Source organism: Actinoplanes sp. GCM10030250, assembly GCF_042666575.1.
Lineage (GTDB): Bacteria > Actinomycetota > Actinomycetes > Mycobacteriales > Micromonosporaceae > Actinoplanes.
In genome coordinates, this window is sequence record NZ_JBHTDO010000004.1 from 227,147 (window position 1) to 243,832 (window position 16,686).

Here is a 16,686-nt window from a genome sequence, read left to right on the forward strand (position 1 = left end):
GACTCCTCCCACGGCACGACCGGTTCAGATCTCGTCGATCAGGTCGGCGACCGAGTTGACGATCCGCGACGGCCGGTACGGATAGGTCTCGCTCTCCAGCCGGCTGCTGATCCCGGTCAGCACCAGGATGGTCTCCAGTCCCGCCTCCAGACCACAGAGCACGTCGGTGTCCATCCGGTCGCCGATCATCGCCGTGGTCTCGCTGTGTGCCCCGATGGCGTTCAGCGCCGACCGCATCATCATCGGGTTGGGCTTGCCGACGAAGTACGGCTTCACACCTGTCGCCTTCGACACCATCGCGGCGACCGAACCGGCGGCCGGGAGCAGGCCGTCGTTGGAGGGGCCGGTGGCGTCCGGGTTGGTGCAGATGAACCGGGCGCCGCCGCTGATCAGGCGGATCGCCTTGGTGATCGCCTCGAAGCTGTAGGTGCGGGTCTCGCCCAGCACCACGTAGTCGGGGTCGAACTCGGTGAGGATGTAACCGGAGGCGTGCATCGCGGTGGTCAGGCCGGCTTCGCCGATCACGTACGCCGTACCCCCAGGCCTTTGATCGGCGAGGAACTGTGCGGTCGCCAGAGCCGCCGTCCAGATCGACTGCTCGTCGACCTCGAAGCCCATCCGGTAGAGGCGGGCCTGCAGGTCACGCGGAGTGTAGATGGAGTTGTTGGTGAGGATCAGGAACGGCTTGCCGGAGGCCTTCATTCGATTCACGAACTCGGGTGCGCCCGGCACCGGCTCACCCTCGTGGACGAGCACTCCGTCCATGTCGGTGAGCCAGCTCTCGATCGCCTTGCGCTCCTTCATGCTGGTGCTCCTCGTCGCGCGGGTGGGGGGCAGCAGTCCGCGGGGCAGACGTCCCAGGTCGGCACTGTACCGAGCGCGGCTTTCGGCCGGTCAGCGGTACGTTCCTGCACGAGTTCGCGCACCATCGACACGAACTTCGGGTGAATTCCGGGGCTGGCGGCACGGGCGAAACCGAGGCCGAGCCGGTCCGCGGTCTCCTTCGCCTCGTTGTCCAGGTCCCAGACGACTTCGAGGTGGTCGGAGACGAAGCCGATCGGGCTGAGCACCACATCGGTCACGCCCTTCTGGGCGAGCAGTTCGAGGTGGTCGTTGATGTCCGGTTCGAGCCAGGGGACCTGCGGAGGACCGGAGCGGCTCTGCCAGACCAGGTCGTAGCCGAGGTCGGCGGCGGCAGCGGCGTGGACCAGCCGGGCGGTCTCCTCGAGCTGGGTGGTGTAGCGCCCGCCGGTGGGACCGGCGGTGTCGGCCATGCTGACCGGAATCGAGTGTGCGGTGAAGATCAACCGGGTGGAGGCCCGGCGGTCCGGGTCCAGCTTTCCAAGAGCTTCCTGTACGGCCGACGCATGCGGTTCCACGAACCCGGGGTGGTCGTGGAACTGCCGCAGCTTGGCGATCCGCGGTGCGCCGGGGCCGACGTGCGCCCGGGCCGCGGCGATGTCCTCCCAGTACTGCTTGCACGAGGAGTAACCGCCGTACGCGCTGGTGGCGAACCCCAGCGCGTTCTCGACACCGTCGTCGCGCATCTGGGCGAGGGTGTCGGCGAGCATCGGGTGCCAGTTGCGGTTGCCCCAGTACAGGGGCAGGCCGATGCCGTGCTCGTCGAACTCGGCCCGCAGGGCGGCCAGCAGGTCGCGGCATTGCTGGTTGATCGGTGACACCCCGCCGAAGTGCATGTAGTGCTCGCGCACCTCGGCGAGGCGCTCGTCCGGGACCCCGCGCCCGCGCACCACGTTGCGCAGGAACGGCATCACGTCATCGGGCTTCTCTGGTCCGCCGAAGGAGAGCAGGACGAAGGCGTCGTATACCACCCGCCAATCCTGCCACCGTGCTAGGCGGCAATAGCGTGGTAACCCCCGTCAACGTGCACCATCTCACCCGTCGTGGCCGGGAACCAGTCCGAGAGCAGCGCGCAGACGGCGCGGGCCGTCGGCTCCGGGTCGGTCAGGTTCCAGCCCAGCGGCGCCCGCTGGGTCCAGGCGTCCTCGAAGTCGCTGAAGCCCGGGATCGACTTGGCCGCCATCGTGCGCAGCGGGCCGGCCGAGACCATGTTGCTGCGGATACCCTGCTTGCCCAGGTGCAGCGCGAGGTAGCGGGACGCCGACTCGAGCCCGGCCTTGGCCACGCCCATCCAGTCGTAGAGCGGGTACGCCTTGGTCGCGTCGAACGTCATGCCGACGATCGAACCGCCGGCCTGCATCAGCGGCAGGCAGGCCGCCGCCAGCGACTTGTACGAGTACGTCGACACCTGCAGAGCCTGGGCGACCTCTTCCCAGGTCGTCTCCAGGAAGGCGCCGCCGAGGGCGTTCTGCGGAGCGAAGCCGATGGAGTGGACAACGCCGTCCAGTCCGTCGACGTGCTCGCGGACCCGGTCGGCGAGGCCGTCCAGCTGTTCCTGATTGGTCACGTCGAGTTCGATGACGGGTGCGGGCTCGGGCAGCCGCTTGGCGATCCGCTCCACGAGCGACATCCGGCCGAACCCGGTGAGCACCACCTTGGCGCCGTTCTCCTGCGCCAGTTTCGCCACCGAGAACGCGATCGAGGCGTCCGTGATCACCCCGGTGACGAGCAGCCGTTTACCGGCCAGCAGTCCAGACAAAATTCTCTCCTGAAAAACTCGTTCTCGGAAACTTCGGTGAGCAATCTTCAACCTGGCATCGGGCTGCGGCTGCCGGGCCGTTGTCCGGCGCCGGCGACCGAGGCCCTCGCCACATTGAAAAAGGCTCAATGGCCCATGCCGAGGCCCCCGTCGACCGGGAGCACGGCGCCCGAGATGTACGCCGCACTGTCGCTCGCCAGGAAGGTCACCGCCGCGGCGACCTCGTCGGCTCCGGCCAGCCGACCGGCCGGTACGGCCTTGATGATCTCGGCCTTGCGCGCCTCGGGCAAGACGGCCGTCATCTCGGTCTCGATGAAACCGGGCGCCACCACGTTCGCGGTGATGTTGCGGGTGCCCAGCTCACGGGTGATGCTACGAGCCATGCCGACCAGACCCGCCTTGCTCGCCGCGTAGTTCACCTGGCCGGGTCCGCCGTACAGGCCGACCACCGAGGAAATGAAGATCATCCGGCCCCAGCGGGCGCGCAGCATCTTGGAGCTGGCCCGCTTGGCGCACCGGAACGCACCGGTCAGGTTGGTGTCGAGCACCCGCTCGAACTGGTCCTCGCTCATCCGCATCATCAGCGTGTCGTCGGTGATCCCGGCGTTCGCGACGAGCACCTCGACCGGGCCCAGCTCGTTCTCGACGACGGTGAAGGCGGCGTCGACGGCGGACGAGTCGGTGATGTCGCACTGCACGCCGAACAGCCCCTCGGGCGCACCCGAGCCGCGGTGGGTGACGGCAACCCGGTCACCCTGCTTCGCGAAAGCCTGGGCGATGGCCAGGCCGATACCGCGATTTCCTCCGGTCACCAGAACGGTGCGAGCCACAGCGCACTCCTTCGTCGCGTCATACCCAGGTAGGGGGTGCCGGGTGGCACCTGAGGGTCACGACAGCCGCGTACCAGCGCCGTAACCTGCTGGGAATGGAGACTATCGGCCCCCGGTCGCGTGACGGAGTGATGGGGCCGCTGACTTACCTAACGTTCAAAAGGGAAACACCGAGGCCACCGGGCCGCCACCGGTTCCTGGGCTATCTGCTGCCGGTGGCGCTGCTGGTGCTCACCGCGCTCTTTTTCGTGGCCTATGACGAGTTGAGCTCGAACCGGGACCTGCCCGACTGGTTCACCACGGTGCTCGCCGCGGGCTCCGTGGTCCCGGTGCTGCTGGCGCCCCGGTGGCCGCTGCTGGCCTGGCGGATCGCGTTCCCGATGCTCTTCCTCGGCGTGATCGACGCACCCAATGACGACTCCTGGCCGTGGAACGTGGTGCAGATCCTCGGTTTCCTCTTCATCCAGGCCCGGCTGGCCGCCGTCAGCGAGTCCATGATCACCATCTGGGCCACCGCCCTGGCCCTGGTCCCGGTCTTCGCCTTCGCACCCGACGCGAACGCCTATGGTGCCGCGCTCCTGATCGTCACGCTCGCGGCCCTCGGCGACATCGTGTCCCGCCGCCGCCGCACCAGCGAGATCCTCGCCGAGCAGTCCGAGCTCAACGAGCAGGAGCGGGCCAAACGCGCGGTCCTCGAGGAACGGGCCCGGATCGCCCGGGAGATGCACGACGTGGTCGCGCACCACATGTCGATGATCGCCGTGCAGGCCGAGACCGCGCCCTACCGGGTGGACGATCTTCCCGAGGCGGCCAAGGAGGAGCTGACCTCGATCGCGGCCGCGGCCAGGGAGGCGCTCACCGACATGCGCCGGCTGCTCGGCGTGCTGCGCGCCGAGGAGGATCAAACCCTGAAGACCCCACAACCGGGGTACGCACAAATTACCGCCCTCGTCTCGACCGCCCAGCGGGCCGGCCTCCCGGTCACCACGGACCTGCCCGCCGTCGAGGACCTTCCGGAGGCCGTCGGGCTCACGGCGTACCGCATAGTGCAGGAAGCTCTCGCCAACGCGGCGCGACACGCGCCCGGCGGCCCGGTGCGGCTGCGCGCTCGCGTCGATCCCGCCCTGCTCGAGCTGCACGTGCGCAACGAACTGACCGGCCCGGTGCAGACCGGCAAGCGTGGTCACGGGCTGGTCGGCATGCGTGAACGCGTCGCGCTGCTCGGCGGCGATCTGACCGCCGGTCCCGACGGCGCGGGCGGCTACCAGGTGACCGCCCGGCTCCCCCGGCAACCGCAATCACCAGGAACCGAAGCCGCCGCAGGCCGCCGGCATCGCGAACCGGAGGCATCGTGAACTTGATCAAGGTGTTGATCGCGGATGATCAGGCGATGGTCCGGCAGGGGTTCGGAGCTCTGCTCGGCGCCCAGCCCGACCTGCTGATGGTCGGCGACGCTCCGAACGGCGCGGCGGCGGTCGAGGCCGCTCGCGAGCTCCGGCCGGACGTCGTACTGATGGACGTCCGCATGCCGGTGATGGACGGCCTCGAGGCGACCCGCAGGATCACCGCCGCCCACCCGACCGGCGGACCGAAAGTGCTCATCCTGACCACCTTCGACCTCGACGACTACGTCTATGAGGCGCTGCGGGCCGGTGCCAGCGGTTTCCTGCTCAAGGACGCCCCCGCCGCCGACCTGGTGCAGGCGGTCCGGGTGGTGGCGGCCGGTGAGGCGCTGCTCGCGCCCTCGGTGACCCGGCGGCTGATCGCCGAGTTCGCCGCCCGGCCGCACCGCGACCGCCCCCGGCCGGTGGCGCTGAACGCGCTCACCCCGCGGGAGACCGACGTGCTGCGGCTGATCGCCCGTGGCCGCTCCAACACCGAGATCGCCGCCGATCTGGTGGTGGCCGAGCAGACGGTGAAGACCCACATCGGGCGGATCCTGAGCAAACTCGGACTCCGCGACAGGGCCCAGGCGGTCGTCTTCTCCTACGAGACGGGGCTGGTCGCCGCGGGAGAGTGACCCGATTTTCTTAAGCGGCACTTAAGGAGTACGCTCCCACACGGTTCCCAGGCCCGACGACTTTGTGGAGGTGATCGCTGTGCGAGATAGCGATCCTCCTAGTCGCGGCCGGGACGCTCGTCAGCGCCTCTGACCGCTGACCTGTTCTCACACCCCGCACCGTCCGGCTCTGCCATGGGCCGATCCGACCGTGCGCGGGTTTTCCGGCCGCGACGTGACCCTGACCTTGTTCAGTCACCAGGTTCAGTCACCAGCGGAAGTCGGTTCCCATGAAGAAGTTGGTCGCACCCCTCGGTTTCACCCTGCTGTCGGCATGGGTGCTCGTGCTCTTCGTCCTCGCCCACAACACGCCCTGACGAACCCCACAACACGCCCTGACGAAGCCCACCACACGCCCTGACGAACCCCGGCCTCACGGCAGCCGGGACGTCCAGAGCAGGCTCATCGTGGCGCCGAGCAGGCCGAGCAGCAGGCCCGCCGCGGCGTACCACTGCGTCACCTCGCGCGGCTCCGTCCGATGGCCGATCGAGCTGCCCATGTCCTCGTACACCTGCTTCAGCTCGCTGACCGACGCGGCCTCGTAGAAGAAGCCCTTGGTCTGCTCCGCCAGCTCCTGCAGCGACAGCCGGTCAACCGGCACCCGCTGCACCGAGCCGCGGATGTCCACCACGCCCTCGTCGGTGCCGAACGCGATCGTCGACACCGGCACGTTCGCCGCCGATGCCGCTGTCGCCGCGTCCTCGATCGAGCGGCCGGACGTCCGGTACCCGTCGGAGAGCAGCACGATCCGCGCGGGCGGTGCGCCGTCCGCGCCGTCGGACGGCACCGAGCGGACGGCGTCGAGCGAGGTGAAGACCGCCTCGCCGGTCGCGGTCGCCTCGGCGAGGGTCAGCCCGTCGATCGCGGAGATCACCGCGGAGCGGTCCTTGGTCGGCGAGACCAGCACGTTCGCCGCCTTCGCGAACGACACCAGCCCCAGGTTGAAGGTCGGCGGCAGCTCGCTGACGAACGCCTTCGCCGCCTCCTGCGCCGCCTCGATCCGGCTCGGCGCGACGTCGTCCGCCTGCATCGACAGTGACACGTCGATGGCGAGCATCACCGTCGCCCGTTCCAGGGGCTGCTCGGTGTCGACCGACGGGCGGGCCGTCGCGGCCGCGAGCGCACCGAGCATCAGCAGGAACGCGGCGGCGGAGACGTGCCGGCGCCAGCCGAGACCTTTCGGCGCGAGCGTGCGCAGCAGGTCGACGTTGGTGAAACGCATCGCGTAGGAGCGCTTGCGGAACTGCCGCCAGACGTAGACACCGGCCATGATCAGGACCGGCAGGATCGTCAGCAGCCACCACGGTTCCAGGAAACGGATCATCGTGTGGTCCCTCGGGTACGGGCGTGGCGTTGAGCGGCCACGAAGCGGACCATGTCCAGCAGCCAGTCGGTGTCGGTGCGCAACCGCAGGTGGGCGGCACCGGCGGCACGTAGCGACCGCGCGATCGCGGCACGCTGCTCCCCCGCAGCCTGCGCGTATCGCTCCCGCAGGCGCGGGTCGGACGTCTGCACCTCGTGCAGTGCACCGGTCTCCGGGTCGGCGAGCGTCAGCACGCCGACATCCGGCAGCTCCAGCTCACGCGGGTCGACCACCTCGATCGCGAGCACGTCGTGGCGTACCCCCAGCTTGCGCACCGGCCGGGCCCACCCCTCCACCGGCGCCAGGAAGTCGGAGATCACCACGGCCACGCCGCGCCGCCTCGGCGGCCTGTTCAGCATGTCGATCAGGGCGCCCAGGTCGGTGCGGCCGGGCTGGATCCTGGTCCGGGCGATCGCCCGCAGCAGGCCCTGTGCCTCCTTGCGGCCGGGCCGCGCCGGCAGGCGAACAAACGGGGCGGTGGGCGGCGGTGCGGGCGCCGTCGCCGTCCTGCGCCGCCACCAGCTTCCGCTCAGATCTTTCTGCGGTACGCCGGAGCCGGTACCCACGACCGCACCGATCCGGTTGCCACCTCTGACGGTGAGATGGGCGATCGCGGTCGCCGCGGCGATGACCAGGTCTCGTTTCAGCCACCGCGCCGTGCCGAAGTCCAGGCTCGCCGAGAGGTCCACCGCCAGCCAGGTCTCCAGCTCCCGGTCCGCCACGGTCCGGCGCACGTGCGGCAGCGTGGTCCGCGCGGTCACCGGCCAGTCCATCCGGCGCACGTCGTCACCCGGCCGGTACTCGCGGGACTCGCCCGCCTCGGTGCCCGGCCCGGGCAGCAGGCCCGCGTAGTCGCCCTGCAGCAGACCGTCCAGCTTGCGCGTCACGAGCAGCTGCAAACGGCCGAGAACCGCCTCCGCCCGGGCGGTGTCGTCCTGGGCGGCCGGCGCGGTCATTGCTGGCCGGGCCATCCGCCGCCGGCCTGCGGATAGGCCTGGCGGCTGTCGAAAGCGCCGGCCGGGATGCCGCTCGTCGGCTGCACGCCCGCGGGAGCCGCGCCGTTCGGTGCCATCATCGGGACGCCGGGCTGGCCGTTCGGAGAGGCGCCCTGCCGTGCCGCGACCGACGGCATCGGCACGGTCTGCATGATCCGGGCGACGATGTGATCGGCCGGGATGTCGTCGGCGAGGGCGTCGTAGCTGAGCACCAGCCGGTGCCGCAGGATGTCCGGCGCCACGTCGGTGAGGTCCTGCGGCAGCGCGTAGTCACGGCCGCGGAGCAGGGCGAGCGCCCGGGTGGCCCGGACGATGCCGAGCGAGGCGCGGGGACTGGCGCCGTACTGAATGAGCTGGGCCACGTCGGGCATGCCGTGCTGGGCCGGCGCCCGGGTGGCGAGCACCAGCCGGACCGTGTAGTCGACCAGGGCGTTGTGCACGAAGACCTGGTCCGCCCGGCGCTGGAGGGCGAGCAGGTCGGCCGGGTCGAACACCTGCTTGGGCTCCGGCGGGTTCACCCCCATCCGGTAGACGATCTCCCGCTCCTCGCTGTCGGTCGGGTAGCCCACCAGGATCTTCATGAGGAACCGGTCGCGCTGCGCCTCCGGCAGCGGGTAGACGCCCTCCTGCTCGATCGGGTTCTGCGTGGCCATCACCAGGAACGGATCCGGCACCTCGTAGCTCTTCCCGCCGATCGACACCTGGTGCTCGGCCATCACCTCGAGCAGCGCGGACTGCACCTTCGCCGGCGCTCGGTTGATCTCGTCGGCGAGCAGGAAGTTGACGAAGACCGGGCCGAGCTCGACGTCGAACTGCTCGCTGGACTGCCGGTAGATCCGGGTGCCGACGATGTCGGCCGGCACCAGGTCGGGAGTGAACTGCACCCGGGAGAACGTGCCGCCGACAACTTTCGCCAGGGTCTCCACGGCGAGCGTCTTGGCCACACCGGGAACGCCCTCGATCAGGCAGTGGCCGCGGGCGAGCAACGCCACGAACATCCGCTCGACCATCCGGTCCTGCCCGACGATGACCCGCTTGACCTCGAACATCGCGCGCTCCAACTGCGAAGCGTCGTGCGCGGGAGGCACCGGCGCACCGGTCTCGGGACTGGTCTCGCTCTCGGGCGTGCTGGGCTGCGCCACCGGTCCTCCACAGACGGTCGTGATGCGCCGGCGAATGATTGCCGACGTCCAAGACTTACACGACACCCAACCTCATACGGCTGGGAGGTTCCTAAGAGCCGGGTTCTCCGGCCGACGACAGACTACGGACCCGTCTCGTCACCTGACCGTCATCATGCTGGCAGCCGGGTGCTCATCGCAGCCCTGAGCACGCCATAGGCCGGACGTGTTGATCTTTCTGCGCGATCCGCCGGATCGGGCACCGTCACCGGGTGAATACGCGGCGGTGTGGAGCGTGTAGCATTTGGCTCGTCGCCGGGCGGCTTCCCCCGTGGCCGCCCGGCGCTAAAACAAACTCCCACGCGCTTCTCATTGCACTGCTTCTGATGCACTGCCTCTGATTGCACTGCTTCTGATCGCACTGCTTCTGATTGCACCGATTTGCAGTGCATAGACTTCAGCGCATGGTCGAGGATTTCTTCACACCCCATGTGCTCGAGCCTCAGTGCTCGGCCAAAGGCTGTCGTGCGACAGCGGCCTGGCAGCTCCGGTGGAACAATCCGAAACTGCACACCCCGGACTACCGCAAGACCTGGCTGGCCTGCCCGGAACACCGCACCACCCTCGGCGACTTCCTCGACGCGAGGGGCTTCCTGCGCGAGGTCACACCCTTCACTGCGGCGGGAGATGCCGTCATCTCCTAGGCTTCAGGTGTGAGCGAGCCGCCCCGTACCGCCGTCGATGCCCTTGAACCGTGGCCGGACACGGTCGTGTGGCGCCCGGTCTCCAGCAAGTTGATCATCATTGAGCTCATCGGCCTGGCCACCTGGGTGGCCATTCTGGTGGCCGGCCTGAGCGTCGGCTGGGCCCTCAACGGCCACACTGCGTGGCCGATCGCGATCACCGCGGTGGTCCTTCTGGGCGCCTGGCGCGCGGTCATCGCATCCCGAGCCGTGCAGGCGTGGGGGTACGCGGAACGCGACAAGGACCTTCTCGTACGCCACGGTCTGCTGGTCCGGCACCTGTCGATCGTTCCGTACGCGCGCATGCAGTACGTGGACGTCACAGCCGGGCCGCTGGAGCGGGCGTTCGGACTCGCCACGGTGCAGTTGCACACCGCCGCGGCGGCCAGCGACGCACGGATACCGGGCCTGCCGCCGGAAGAGGCGTCCCGGCTGCGTGACCGGCTCACCACCCTCGGCGAAGACCGGGCCGAGGGCCTGTGAGCAGCGCCGGAATCCCGCCCGGTCAGCCCTACCCCGGCGCGCCCGAACAGCCCCATCCCGCCCAGCCCTACCCCGGCCAGCCATATCCCGGTCCGGCCGACCAGCCGTATCCCGGCCAGCCATATCCCGGCCAGCCCGCTGCCGGCCAGCCCGCTGCCGGCCAGCCCGCTGCCGGCCAGCCCTCTGCCGGCCAGCCCGCTGCCGGCCAGCCCGCTGCCGGCCAGCCCTCTGCCGGTCCGGCCGAGCAGCCCTATCCCGGTGTGCCCGGTCAGGCGTATCCCGGTGCGGAGGGCCCGGCGCGCGGTGGGCTGGAGGAGCGGCAGAAGCTGCACCCGCTCAGCCCGCTCCTGAACGGCGCCAAGAGCATCGTGGTGATCATCGCGGCGCTCTCCTGGCAGACGTTCGGGCAGCTGGGTGCGGCCCACTTCGCCATGGTCGTGGGAGTGCTCGCGATCGCCGTGGTGATCTTCTCGGTGGTCGGCTGGTGGAACACCGGATATCAGGTCGTCGGCCGGGAACTGCGGATCGCCGAGGGCCTCATCTGGCGGCGCAACCGGGCCATCCCCCTCGACCGGCTCCAGGCCGTCGAACTGCGCCGCCCCCTGCTCGCCCAGCTCACCGGTCTCGCCGAGCTCCGCCTCGAAGTCGTCGGCGGCGGCAAGACCGAAGCGCCGCTCGCCTACCTCACGGTGCAGAACGCCACGATCCTTCGGGAAAGGCTTCTCGCGCTGTCCGGTCGTACCCCCGGCCCTGTCCCTGGAACGACCACCGACGGCCCGGCGGCAAACCCGGCAGCCGCGCCCCTCTTCCGCGTGCGCAACCAGGACCTCCTGGTCAGCCAGCTCCTGACGCCGCAGGCGTTCTTCCTGCCGATCGGCATCGCGTGGGTGGTCACGCAGTTCGTGATGGAAGGATCGTGGACGTTCATCGGCATCGCCAGCACCGTGACGGCGATGGCCGGCGTGCTCCTCCAGCCGATCCGGCGGGTGCTGCGCGACTGGAATTTCCAGCTGGCACACGACCACGACAGCCGGCTGGTCCTGCACTACGGCCTCGTCGAGACGCGCAGCCAGGTCGTGCCGTTGCACCGCGTCCAGACCGTACGCGTCACCTGGCCCCTGCTCTGGCGCAAGTCACACTGGCTGAACCTGCGCCTCGACATCGCCGGCTACTCGGCACCGGAAGCCGGCGACGACAAGAGCTCCGACCGCCTCATGCCGGTCGGCGACATCGCCACCGCCCGCTTCCTGATCGCCGCGGCCCTCCCCGGCGTCGACCTGGCCACCCTCGCCACCTCCCCGCCACCGCTGCGCGCCCGCTGGCTGCACCCGCTCGCGCTGCGCTTCTACGGCGCCGGCCTCGCCCCGGACGTCTTCGTGACACGGTGGGGCCGGGTCACGCGCGAGATGAGCCTGGTCCCGTACGCCCGCATTCAGAGCGTCCGCGTCGTCCAGGGCCCGCTCCAGCGCCGCCTCCGCCTGGCCACCGTCTACGCCGACACCGCCGGCGGCCGCAGCGGAATGGCCCGCGACCGCGACCTCGCCGAAGCGTGGGCCCTCGCCGAGCAACTCGCCATCCGAGCCCGTCAGGCCCGCGACCCCGAGTCGCCGTCGTCCAGTGCACCCTTCGCCCCGCCGGCGTCCGGTGCACCCTTCGCCCCGCCCACGTCTGGAGCGCCCTTCATCCCGCCCGCTCCCGGGGCGAGTTCACCGCCCGGACCGATCACGCCGGACGATGAGACGTTCTGGCAGCGGCCCTCGCAGCCGTAAGCTTTGACGATGGAGCTTCCGGAGTTCGCACCCGGTCTCACGGCCCGGGTCGAGTTGACGGTCACCGACGCCGACACCGCCCAGTCCCTCGGCTCCGGCGACGTGCCGGTGCTAGGCACGCCCCGGGTGCTCGCCCTGGCCGAAGCCGCCACCGTCGCCACCACCGCCCGCCTCATCCCCGGCGGGGTGACCACGGTCGGCAGCCGGGCCGAAATCGAACACCGCGCACCCACTCCCCTGGGCCACCGAGTGATCGCACAAGCCACCCTCACCAAGGTGGACGGCCGAAAACTCTTCTTCGAGATCCAGATTCACGACGGCGACACCCTGGTCGCCGAGGTCCGAGTCGAACGCATCCTCCTCGACCGCCAAAAGTTCATAGCCCGAGCCCTCGGCGACTGACCCGCCGCCCCCAGCCGCCACCCGGCTGGCGCTGAGCGGGCACAAAACGGACCCCCGACACCCCTGAGCGCCAGCCGAACGAACCAGCTGGCGCTGAGCGGGCACAAAACGAACCCCCGACACCCCTGAGCGCCAGCCGAACAGGCCGGCTGGCGCTGAGCGGGCACAAAACGGACCCCGGGCACCTCTGAGTGCCAGCCGAGCGGGCCGGCTGGCGCTGAGCGGGCACAAAACGAGCCCCGGGCACCCCTGGGAGCCAGCCGAGCGGGCCGGCTGGGGCTGAGGGGGGACGGGAGCTCAGAGGAGGGCGCCCCAGCGGGCGGTCAGCTCGGCAGCAGTAGGCATGGCGGTCGCCCCACCCTTGCGCTCACAAACCAGCCCCGCCACCGCCAGAGCAAACCGAACATGCCGCTGCCAGTCATCGAGCCCACCAGGCCGCCCCTCCCCGAGAAGCCGCCGCACCAGGGCACCCATCACCGAATCCCCCGCCCCGGTAGCGTCGATGGCAGCCACCGCAGGCGCCGGCAGCATCGCCGACCCGTCACCCGCCGCAACGTGAGCACCCTGGGACCCGCAGGTAACCACGACCGCCCCCGCCCCCAACCCGCGAATCCGATCCGCCGCAACCGCCGGATCCGCCGACCCGTAGAGCACCTCAGCATCAGCAGAACTGAGCTTCACCAGGTCGGCAGCCGCAAAGAACTCCTCGACCAGCTCACGCAGCGCAGCCACCGCCGCCGCATCCGGCAGGAGCGTAGGCCGCACATTGGGATCAAAAACCCGGATCGGGCCGGCCGTAGCCCACGCCGCCCGAGCCGCCGACCGGAACGGCTCCCGCAGCAGACAGATCGACCCGGTGTACAGAACATCAGCGGCCGCCACCGCGGAAACGTCCAGATCCTCCGCGCTGAGCAGGGCATACGACGGCGGCTCCCCGTAGAACGTGAACGTAGGCTCCGCCCCCTCGAACGTCGTCACCGCGAGGGTCGTCGGCACCGCGACACGCCGTACCCCAGCACGCCCGACCCCCGCCTCCCGCAGGAAGGCCGCCATCCGATCACCGAGCACGTCGTCGCTGAGAGAGCCCGCGTACTGCACCTCACCACCGAGCCGGGCCACTCCCACAGCGACGTTGAGCGGCGCACCACCGATCGCCTGCCGGTAGATCAGCTCGCCATCGGCATCGGCCTCGAGCAGGTCGATCAGCGCCTCACCCATCACCATCGCGTAGCCCATGATCGGTCCCTTCGCGTCTCGGCTCTCGACGTCCGGGATCAGCGTGCCATCAACGGTTGCCGGCAGCACAGGAACGTTCCGCGCGGTGGCAGAGTGCGCAAAGCCCCACCCCATATGGTCATCTTTGCGAAAATTCAGCCATGAAATCGGTATTCGTACTCCTGGCCGCCCCGCTCCTCCTGACCGGTGCCGCCGCGACGCCCGCTCACGTTCCGGCGCCGCTCACCGAGGGGACGTTCCGCGCTTGGAGCGAGGCAGCCCCCGCGGTCACCTACGACGTCGAGGCCGTTCCGCGCGGCGCGCAGGCGCGGGTGGAGGTCGAGGACACCAAGACCGGGACTTCCGTACGCCTGAAGCTCTCCGGTCTGATCCCAGGCCGGGTGTACGGAGCGCACCTGCACACCAAACCCTGCACCGACAAGCCGGCCGAGGCGGGCCCGCACTACCAGCACCGCATCGACCCCGCCTCCGACTCGACGCACTCGTCCGTCGACCCTGCCTATGCGAACCCGGAGAACGAGTTCTGGCTCGACTTCACCACCGACGCCACGGGTGCCGCCACCGCCACGAGCGTCCAGAACTGGCACGTCGACAACGCACGCCCACCGTGGTCGCTGGTCCTGCACGCCGAGCACACGCACACCGCGCCCGGACAGGCGGGAACGGCCGGCGCCCGGCTGGCCTGCATGACGCGGACCGCCGAAACCGCGTACGTGAACCGGGCCGGGCGGGGCTGACGAAGCGCCCGCCGCAGGATGTAACGTCGGGGCGAGCGAAGAACGGAGGCACCATGGCACAGCAGAACAACGGCGCGCAGCCCGCCAAGACGGAGTCGCACGACCCCGACTTCCCGGAGGCGTTCCTGCAGTTCATGCGCAGCGGCTGGCGCGAGGATCCCCTCGCCGTCACGCCCCTGCCCGAGGTGCCGAACTACGCGAAGCGCCGGGCAGCGCTCTCCGAGGCCTTCCCGGGCGAGACGCTGATCATCCCGAGCGGCAACGAGAAGGTCCGGGCGAACGACACGGAGTATGCGTTCCGGCCCGGCAGCGACTTCTTCTACCTGACCGGTGACCGCGACCCCGACAGCGTCCTCGTGCTCCGCCCGAGCGGTTCCGGGCACGACGCGGTGCTCTACACGCGGCAGCGCAACTCGAAGGACACCGACCGGTTCTTCCGGGACCGCAACGGCGAGCTGTGGGTCGGCCGGACGCACACCCTGGGTGAGAAGTCGACCGAGCTCGGCCTGGAGACGGCGTCGCTGGGCGAGCTGGGTCCGCTGCTGGCCCACTCGGCACCGGGCCGCACGCGGGTGCTGCGCGGCTTCGACGCGAACGTCGACCGGGCGGTGCTGGCCTACGAGCCCGACCGGGAGAAGCCGCGCGACCGCCAGCTGGCCCGGGTGATCTCCGAGCTGAAACTGGTCAAGGACGAGTGGGAGATCGCGCAGCTCCAGGCGGCGATCGACGCCACGGTTCTCGGCTTCGAGGACGTGGCCCGGGTCCTGCCGGCCGACCGCAGCGTGAAGGAGCGCCTGCTGGAGGGCGTGTTCGGGCTGCGGGCGCGGCACGACGGCAACGACGTGGGCTACAGCTCGATCGTCGGCTCGGGGCCGCACGCGACGATCCTGCACTGGGTGCGCAACACCGGTGTCACCACGCCCGGCGAGCTGCTGCTGATGGACATGGGTGTCGAGGGCAACAACCTCTACACGGCCGACGTGACCCGCACCGTGCCGGTCTCCGGGACGTTCACCCCGCTGCAGCGCCAGGTCTACGACATTGTGTACGCGTCACAGCAGGCCGGTATGGACGCGATCAAGCCGGGTGTCGCCTTCCGTGACGTGCACACGACGTGCATGCGGGTGCTCACCGAGGGCCTGCACGACCTGGGCCTGCTGCCGGTCAGCGTCGACGAGGCGATGAGCGACAAGAGCACCGTCTACCGCCGCTGGACGCTGCACGGTTTCGGCCACATGCTCGGCATCGACGTGCACGACTGCTCCAACGCCCGCGGCGAGAACTACCGGGACGGCCTGCTCAAGGAGGGCTACGTGCTCACCGTCGAGCCAGGCCTGTACTTCCAGGCCGAGGACGACCTGGTGCCCGAGGAACTGCGCGGCGTCGGCGTCCGCATCGAGGACGACGTCCTGGTCACCGCCGACGGCTGCCGCAACCTGTCGGACGGGCTCCCCCGCTCGTCCGGCGAGGTCGAGCAGTGGCTGGCCGCCCAGCGTGAAGCCGGCCCCCGCCTGCCCGGCTGACCCTTGTCAGGGCCGGCTCCGTTGCCGCGGAGCCGGCCACCAAACTCAGCCCACCCGCAACGCGCCGCCACCGGGCGCCACCCAGCCGGGCCGCCGGCCCAGGCCGCACCCAGCCGGGCCGGGCTGCCAGGCCGCACCCAGCCGGGCCGGGCTGCCAGGCCGCACCGCACCCAGCCGGGCCGGGCCAGGCCGCACCCGCCCTGAGCCGCACCCAGCCAGGCTGCACCCAGCCGGCCGGTCTCAGGCTCCCGGCTGATACGCCGAGATGATCCAGCACTCGGCGTCGGTCGCCGAGTCCGACACGTTGATGGTCACCTTCACCGGGTGGCCGTCGGCGGCGTCGAACTCCGTGGCCACCTCGGCGCCGTCCTCGTTCGCCGTCTGCGCCATGGCGACCAGTTCGCCGAGCGTCGGCACCTCGATCTCCTCGCCCTCCTGGCCGGTGATCGGGCCCAGATCCACCTCAGCCGACGCGGACGGCGCCGCCACCTCCCCGCCGATACGCTCGGAGGATGTCACCGCACCGCCCTGCACGACGGCCTTGTACCGCCCGATCGGCGCCGCCGCCTCGCAGCCGCGGGCCAGCTCGTAGGTGTAGGAGGCCGGCTCGGTCCAGGCAGGCGCCGAACCCCCGGCGACGGCCGGCGCGGACGCTGACGGGTCTGTGAACGTCGGCTTGTCACCCTCGGAGGACGAGGACGTGCAGCCCCCGGCCAGCCCCACGAGGACCAACGCGCACAGGGCACGCTCGAACCGCACCACGACCTCCACTCCGCGGCCACCGCGACTCGGGGCCATCGCGGCG

Annotated in this window: 17 protein-coding genes; 8 read left to right on the forward strand and 9 right to left on the reverse strand. The window is 70.3% G+C overall.

Features of this window, described 5'->3' with window-relative positions:
• Positions 1–24: 24 nt before the first annotated feature.
• From ACFQV6_RS08930 to fabG, 4 genes are all read right to left on the reverse strand, one after another.
• Complete coding sequence (locus ACFQV6_RS08930; RefSeq protein ID WP_378026973.1) at positions 25–861, reverse strand: HAD-IIA family hydrolase; 837 nt, start codon at positions 859–861, stop codon at positions 25–27.
• A complete protein-coding gene (locus tag ACFQV6_RS08935; protein WP_378026884.1) occupies positions 801–1,832 on the reverse strand; it encodes a ferrochelatase in 1,032 nt (343 codons plus the stop codon). Before ACFQV6_RS08935 ends, ACFQV6_RS08930 begins: the two co-directional genes overlap by 61 nt.
• Before the next feature lie 20 nt (positions 1,833–1,852).
• On the reverse strand, positions 1,853–2,620 hold the full coding sequence (fabI, locus tag ACFQV6_RS08940) for an enoyl-ACP reductase FabI (RefSeq protein ID WP_378026885.1): 768 nt from the start codon (positions 2,618–2,620) through the stop codon (positions 1,853–1,855).
• Positions 2,621–2,745: 125 nt separating this feature from the next.
• Positions 2,746–3,450, reverse strand: a complete 705-nt coding sequence (fabG, locus tag ACFQV6_RS08945; RefSeq protein WP_378026886.1) for a 3-oxoacyl-ACP reductase FabG — start codon at positions 3,448–3,450, stop codon at positions 2,746–2,748.
• Positions 3,451–3,665: 215 nt separating this feature from the next.
• On the opposite strand from fabG, the gene ACFQV6_RS08950 reads away from it, so the two are divergent.
• Together ACFQV6_RS08950 and ACFQV6_RS08955 are read left to right on the forward strand one after the other, a co-directional pair.
• Positions 3,666–4,805 carry a sensor histidine kinase gene (locus ACFQV6_RS08950; protein ID WP_378026887.1) on the forward strand — a complete coding sequence of 380 codons (1,140 nt, stop codon included), beginning with the start codon at positions 3,666–3,668 and terminating at the stop codon, positions 4,803–4,805.
• Between the two features lie 2 nt (positions 4,806–4,807).
• Entirely contained in the window at positions 4,808–5,470 is a 663-nt protein-coding gene (locus ACFQV6_RS08955; RefSeq protein ID WP_378026974.1) for a response regulator, read from the forward strand.
• Positions 5,471–5,882: 412 nt separating this feature from the next.
• Here ACFQV6_RS08955 and ACFQV6_RS08960 read toward each other — a convergent pair whose 3' ends face one another.
• From ACFQV6_RS08960 to ACFQV6_RS08970, 3 genes are read right to left on the reverse strand one after another with little or no spacing between them, the layout of a single operon-like run.
• Entirely contained in the window at positions 5,883–6,833 is a 951-nt protein-coding gene (locus tag ACFQV6_RS08960; protein ID WP_378026888.1) for a VWA domain-containing protein, read from the reverse strand.
• A complete protein-coding gene (locus tag ACFQV6_RS08965) occupies positions 6,830–7,843 on the reverse strand; it encodes a DUF58 domain-containing protein (RefSeq protein WP_378026889.1) in 1,014 nt (337 codons plus the stop codon). The genes ACFQV6_RS08960 and ACFQV6_RS08965 overlap by 4 nt, the downstream gene beginning before the upstream one ends.
• Entirely contained in the window at positions 7,825–9,009 is a 1,185-nt protein-coding gene (locus ACFQV6_RS08970) for an AAA family ATPase (RefSeq protein ID WP_378026890.1), read from the reverse strand. Before ACFQV6_RS08970 ends, ACFQV6_RS08965 begins: the two co-directional genes overlap by 19 nt.
• 443 nt (positions 9,010–9,452) lie before the next feature.
• Here ACFQV6_RS08970 and ACFQV6_RS08975 point away from each other — a divergent pair, with 443 nt between their 5' ends.
• Genes ACFQV6_RS08975 through ACFQV6_RS08990 form a run of 4 tightly spaced genes read left to right on the forward strand, consistent with a single transcriptional unit; the run spans position 9,453 to position 12,385 of the window.
• Positions 9,453–9,692, forward strand: a complete 240-nt coding sequence (locus ACFQV6_RS08975; RefSeq protein WP_378026891.1) for a hypothetical protein — start codon at positions 9,453–9,455, stop codon at positions 9,690–9,692.
• A 9-nt stretch (positions 9,693–9,701) separates the two neighbouring features.
• Positions 9,702–10,214 (forward strand): PH domain-containing protein, encoded by a 513-nt coding sequence (locus tag ACFQV6_RS08980; protein ID WP_378026892.1) that lies wholly within the window; start codon positions 9,702–9,704, stop codon positions 10,212–10,214.
• Positions 10,211–11,983 (forward strand): PH domain-containing protein, encoded by a 1,773-nt coding sequence (locus ACFQV6_RS08985; protein WP_378026893.1) that lies wholly within the window; start codon positions 10,211–10,213, stop codon positions 11,981–11,983. The genes ACFQV6_RS08980 and ACFQV6_RS08985 overlap by 4 nt, the downstream gene beginning before the upstream one ends.
• A gap of 3 nt (positions 11,984–11,986) precedes the next feature.
• Positions 11,987–12,385, forward strand: a complete 399-nt coding sequence (locus tag ACFQV6_RS08990; RefSeq protein ID WP_378026894.1) for a thioesterase family protein — start codon at positions 11,987–11,989, stop codon at positions 12,383–12,385.
• A 297-nt stretch (positions 12,386–12,682) separates the two neighbouring features.
• Here ACFQV6_RS08990 and ACFQV6_RS08995 read toward each other — a convergent pair whose 3' ends face one another.
• Positions 12,683–13,621 (reverse strand): carbohydrate kinase, encoded by a 939-nt coding sequence (locus ACFQV6_RS08995; RefSeq protein WP_378026975.1) that lies wholly within the window; start codon positions 13,619–13,621, stop codon positions 12,683–12,685.
• A 140-nt stretch (positions 13,622–13,761) separates the two neighbouring features.
• On the opposite strand from ACFQV6_RS08995, the gene ACFQV6_RS09000 reads away from it, so the two are divergent.
• Positions 13,762–14,358, forward strand: a complete 597-nt coding sequence (locus ACFQV6_RS09000; RefSeq protein ID WP_378026895.1) for a superoxide dismutase family protein — start codon at positions 13,762–13,764, stop codon at positions 14,356–14,358.
• Positions 14,359–14,411: 53 nt separating this feature from the next.
• Positions 14,412–15,881 (forward strand): aminopeptidase P family protein, encoded by a 1,470-nt coding sequence (locus ACFQV6_RS09005; RefSeq protein ID WP_378026896.1) that lies wholly within the window; start codon positions 14,412–14,414, stop codon positions 15,879–15,881.
• Between the two features lie 240 nt (positions 15,882–16,121).
• Here the strand turns inward: ACFQV6_RS09005 and ACFQV6_RS09010 are convergent, their stop codons facing one another.
• Complete coding sequence (locus ACFQV6_RS09010; RefSeq protein WP_378026897.1) at positions 16,122–16,679, reverse strand: hypothetical protein; 558 nt, start codon at positions 16,677–16,679, stop codon at positions 16,122–16,124.
• Between the last annotated feature and the right edge of the window lie 7 nt (positions 16,680–16,686).

Excerpts from the sequence above, each read along its gene's own strand:
- ACFQV6_RS08965 (WP_378026889.1), bottom strand. The coding sequence starts at position 7,843 with ATGGCCCGGCCAGCAATGACCGCGCCGGCCGCCCAGGACGACACCGCC.
- ACFQV6_RS08960 (WP_378026888.1), bottom strand. The coding sequence starts at position 6,833 with ATGATCCGTTTCCTGGAACCGTGGTGGCTGCTGACGATCCTGCCGGTC.
- ACFQV6_RS08995 (WP_378026975.1), bottom strand. The coding sequence starts at position 13,621 with ATGGGCTACGCGATGGTGATGGGTGAGGCGCTGATCGACCTGCTCGAG.
- ACFQV6_RS09000 (WP_378026895.1), top strand. The coding sequence starts at position 13,762 with ATGAAATCGGTATTCGTACTCCTGGCCGCCCCGCTCCTCCTGACCGGT.
- ACFQV6_RS08975 (WP_378026891.1), top strand. The coding sequence starts at position 9,453 with ATGGTCGAGGATTTCTTCACACCCCATGTGCTCGAGCCTCAGTGCTCG.
- ACFQV6_RS09005 (WP_378026896.1), top strand. The coding sequence starts at position 14,412 with ATGGCACAGCAGAACAACGGCGCGCAGCCCGCCAAGACGGAGTCGCAC.
- ACFQV6_RS09010 (WP_378026897.1), bottom strand. The coding sequence starts at position 16,679 with ATGGCCCCGAGTCGCGGTGGCCGCGGAGTGGAGGTCGTGGTGCGGTTC.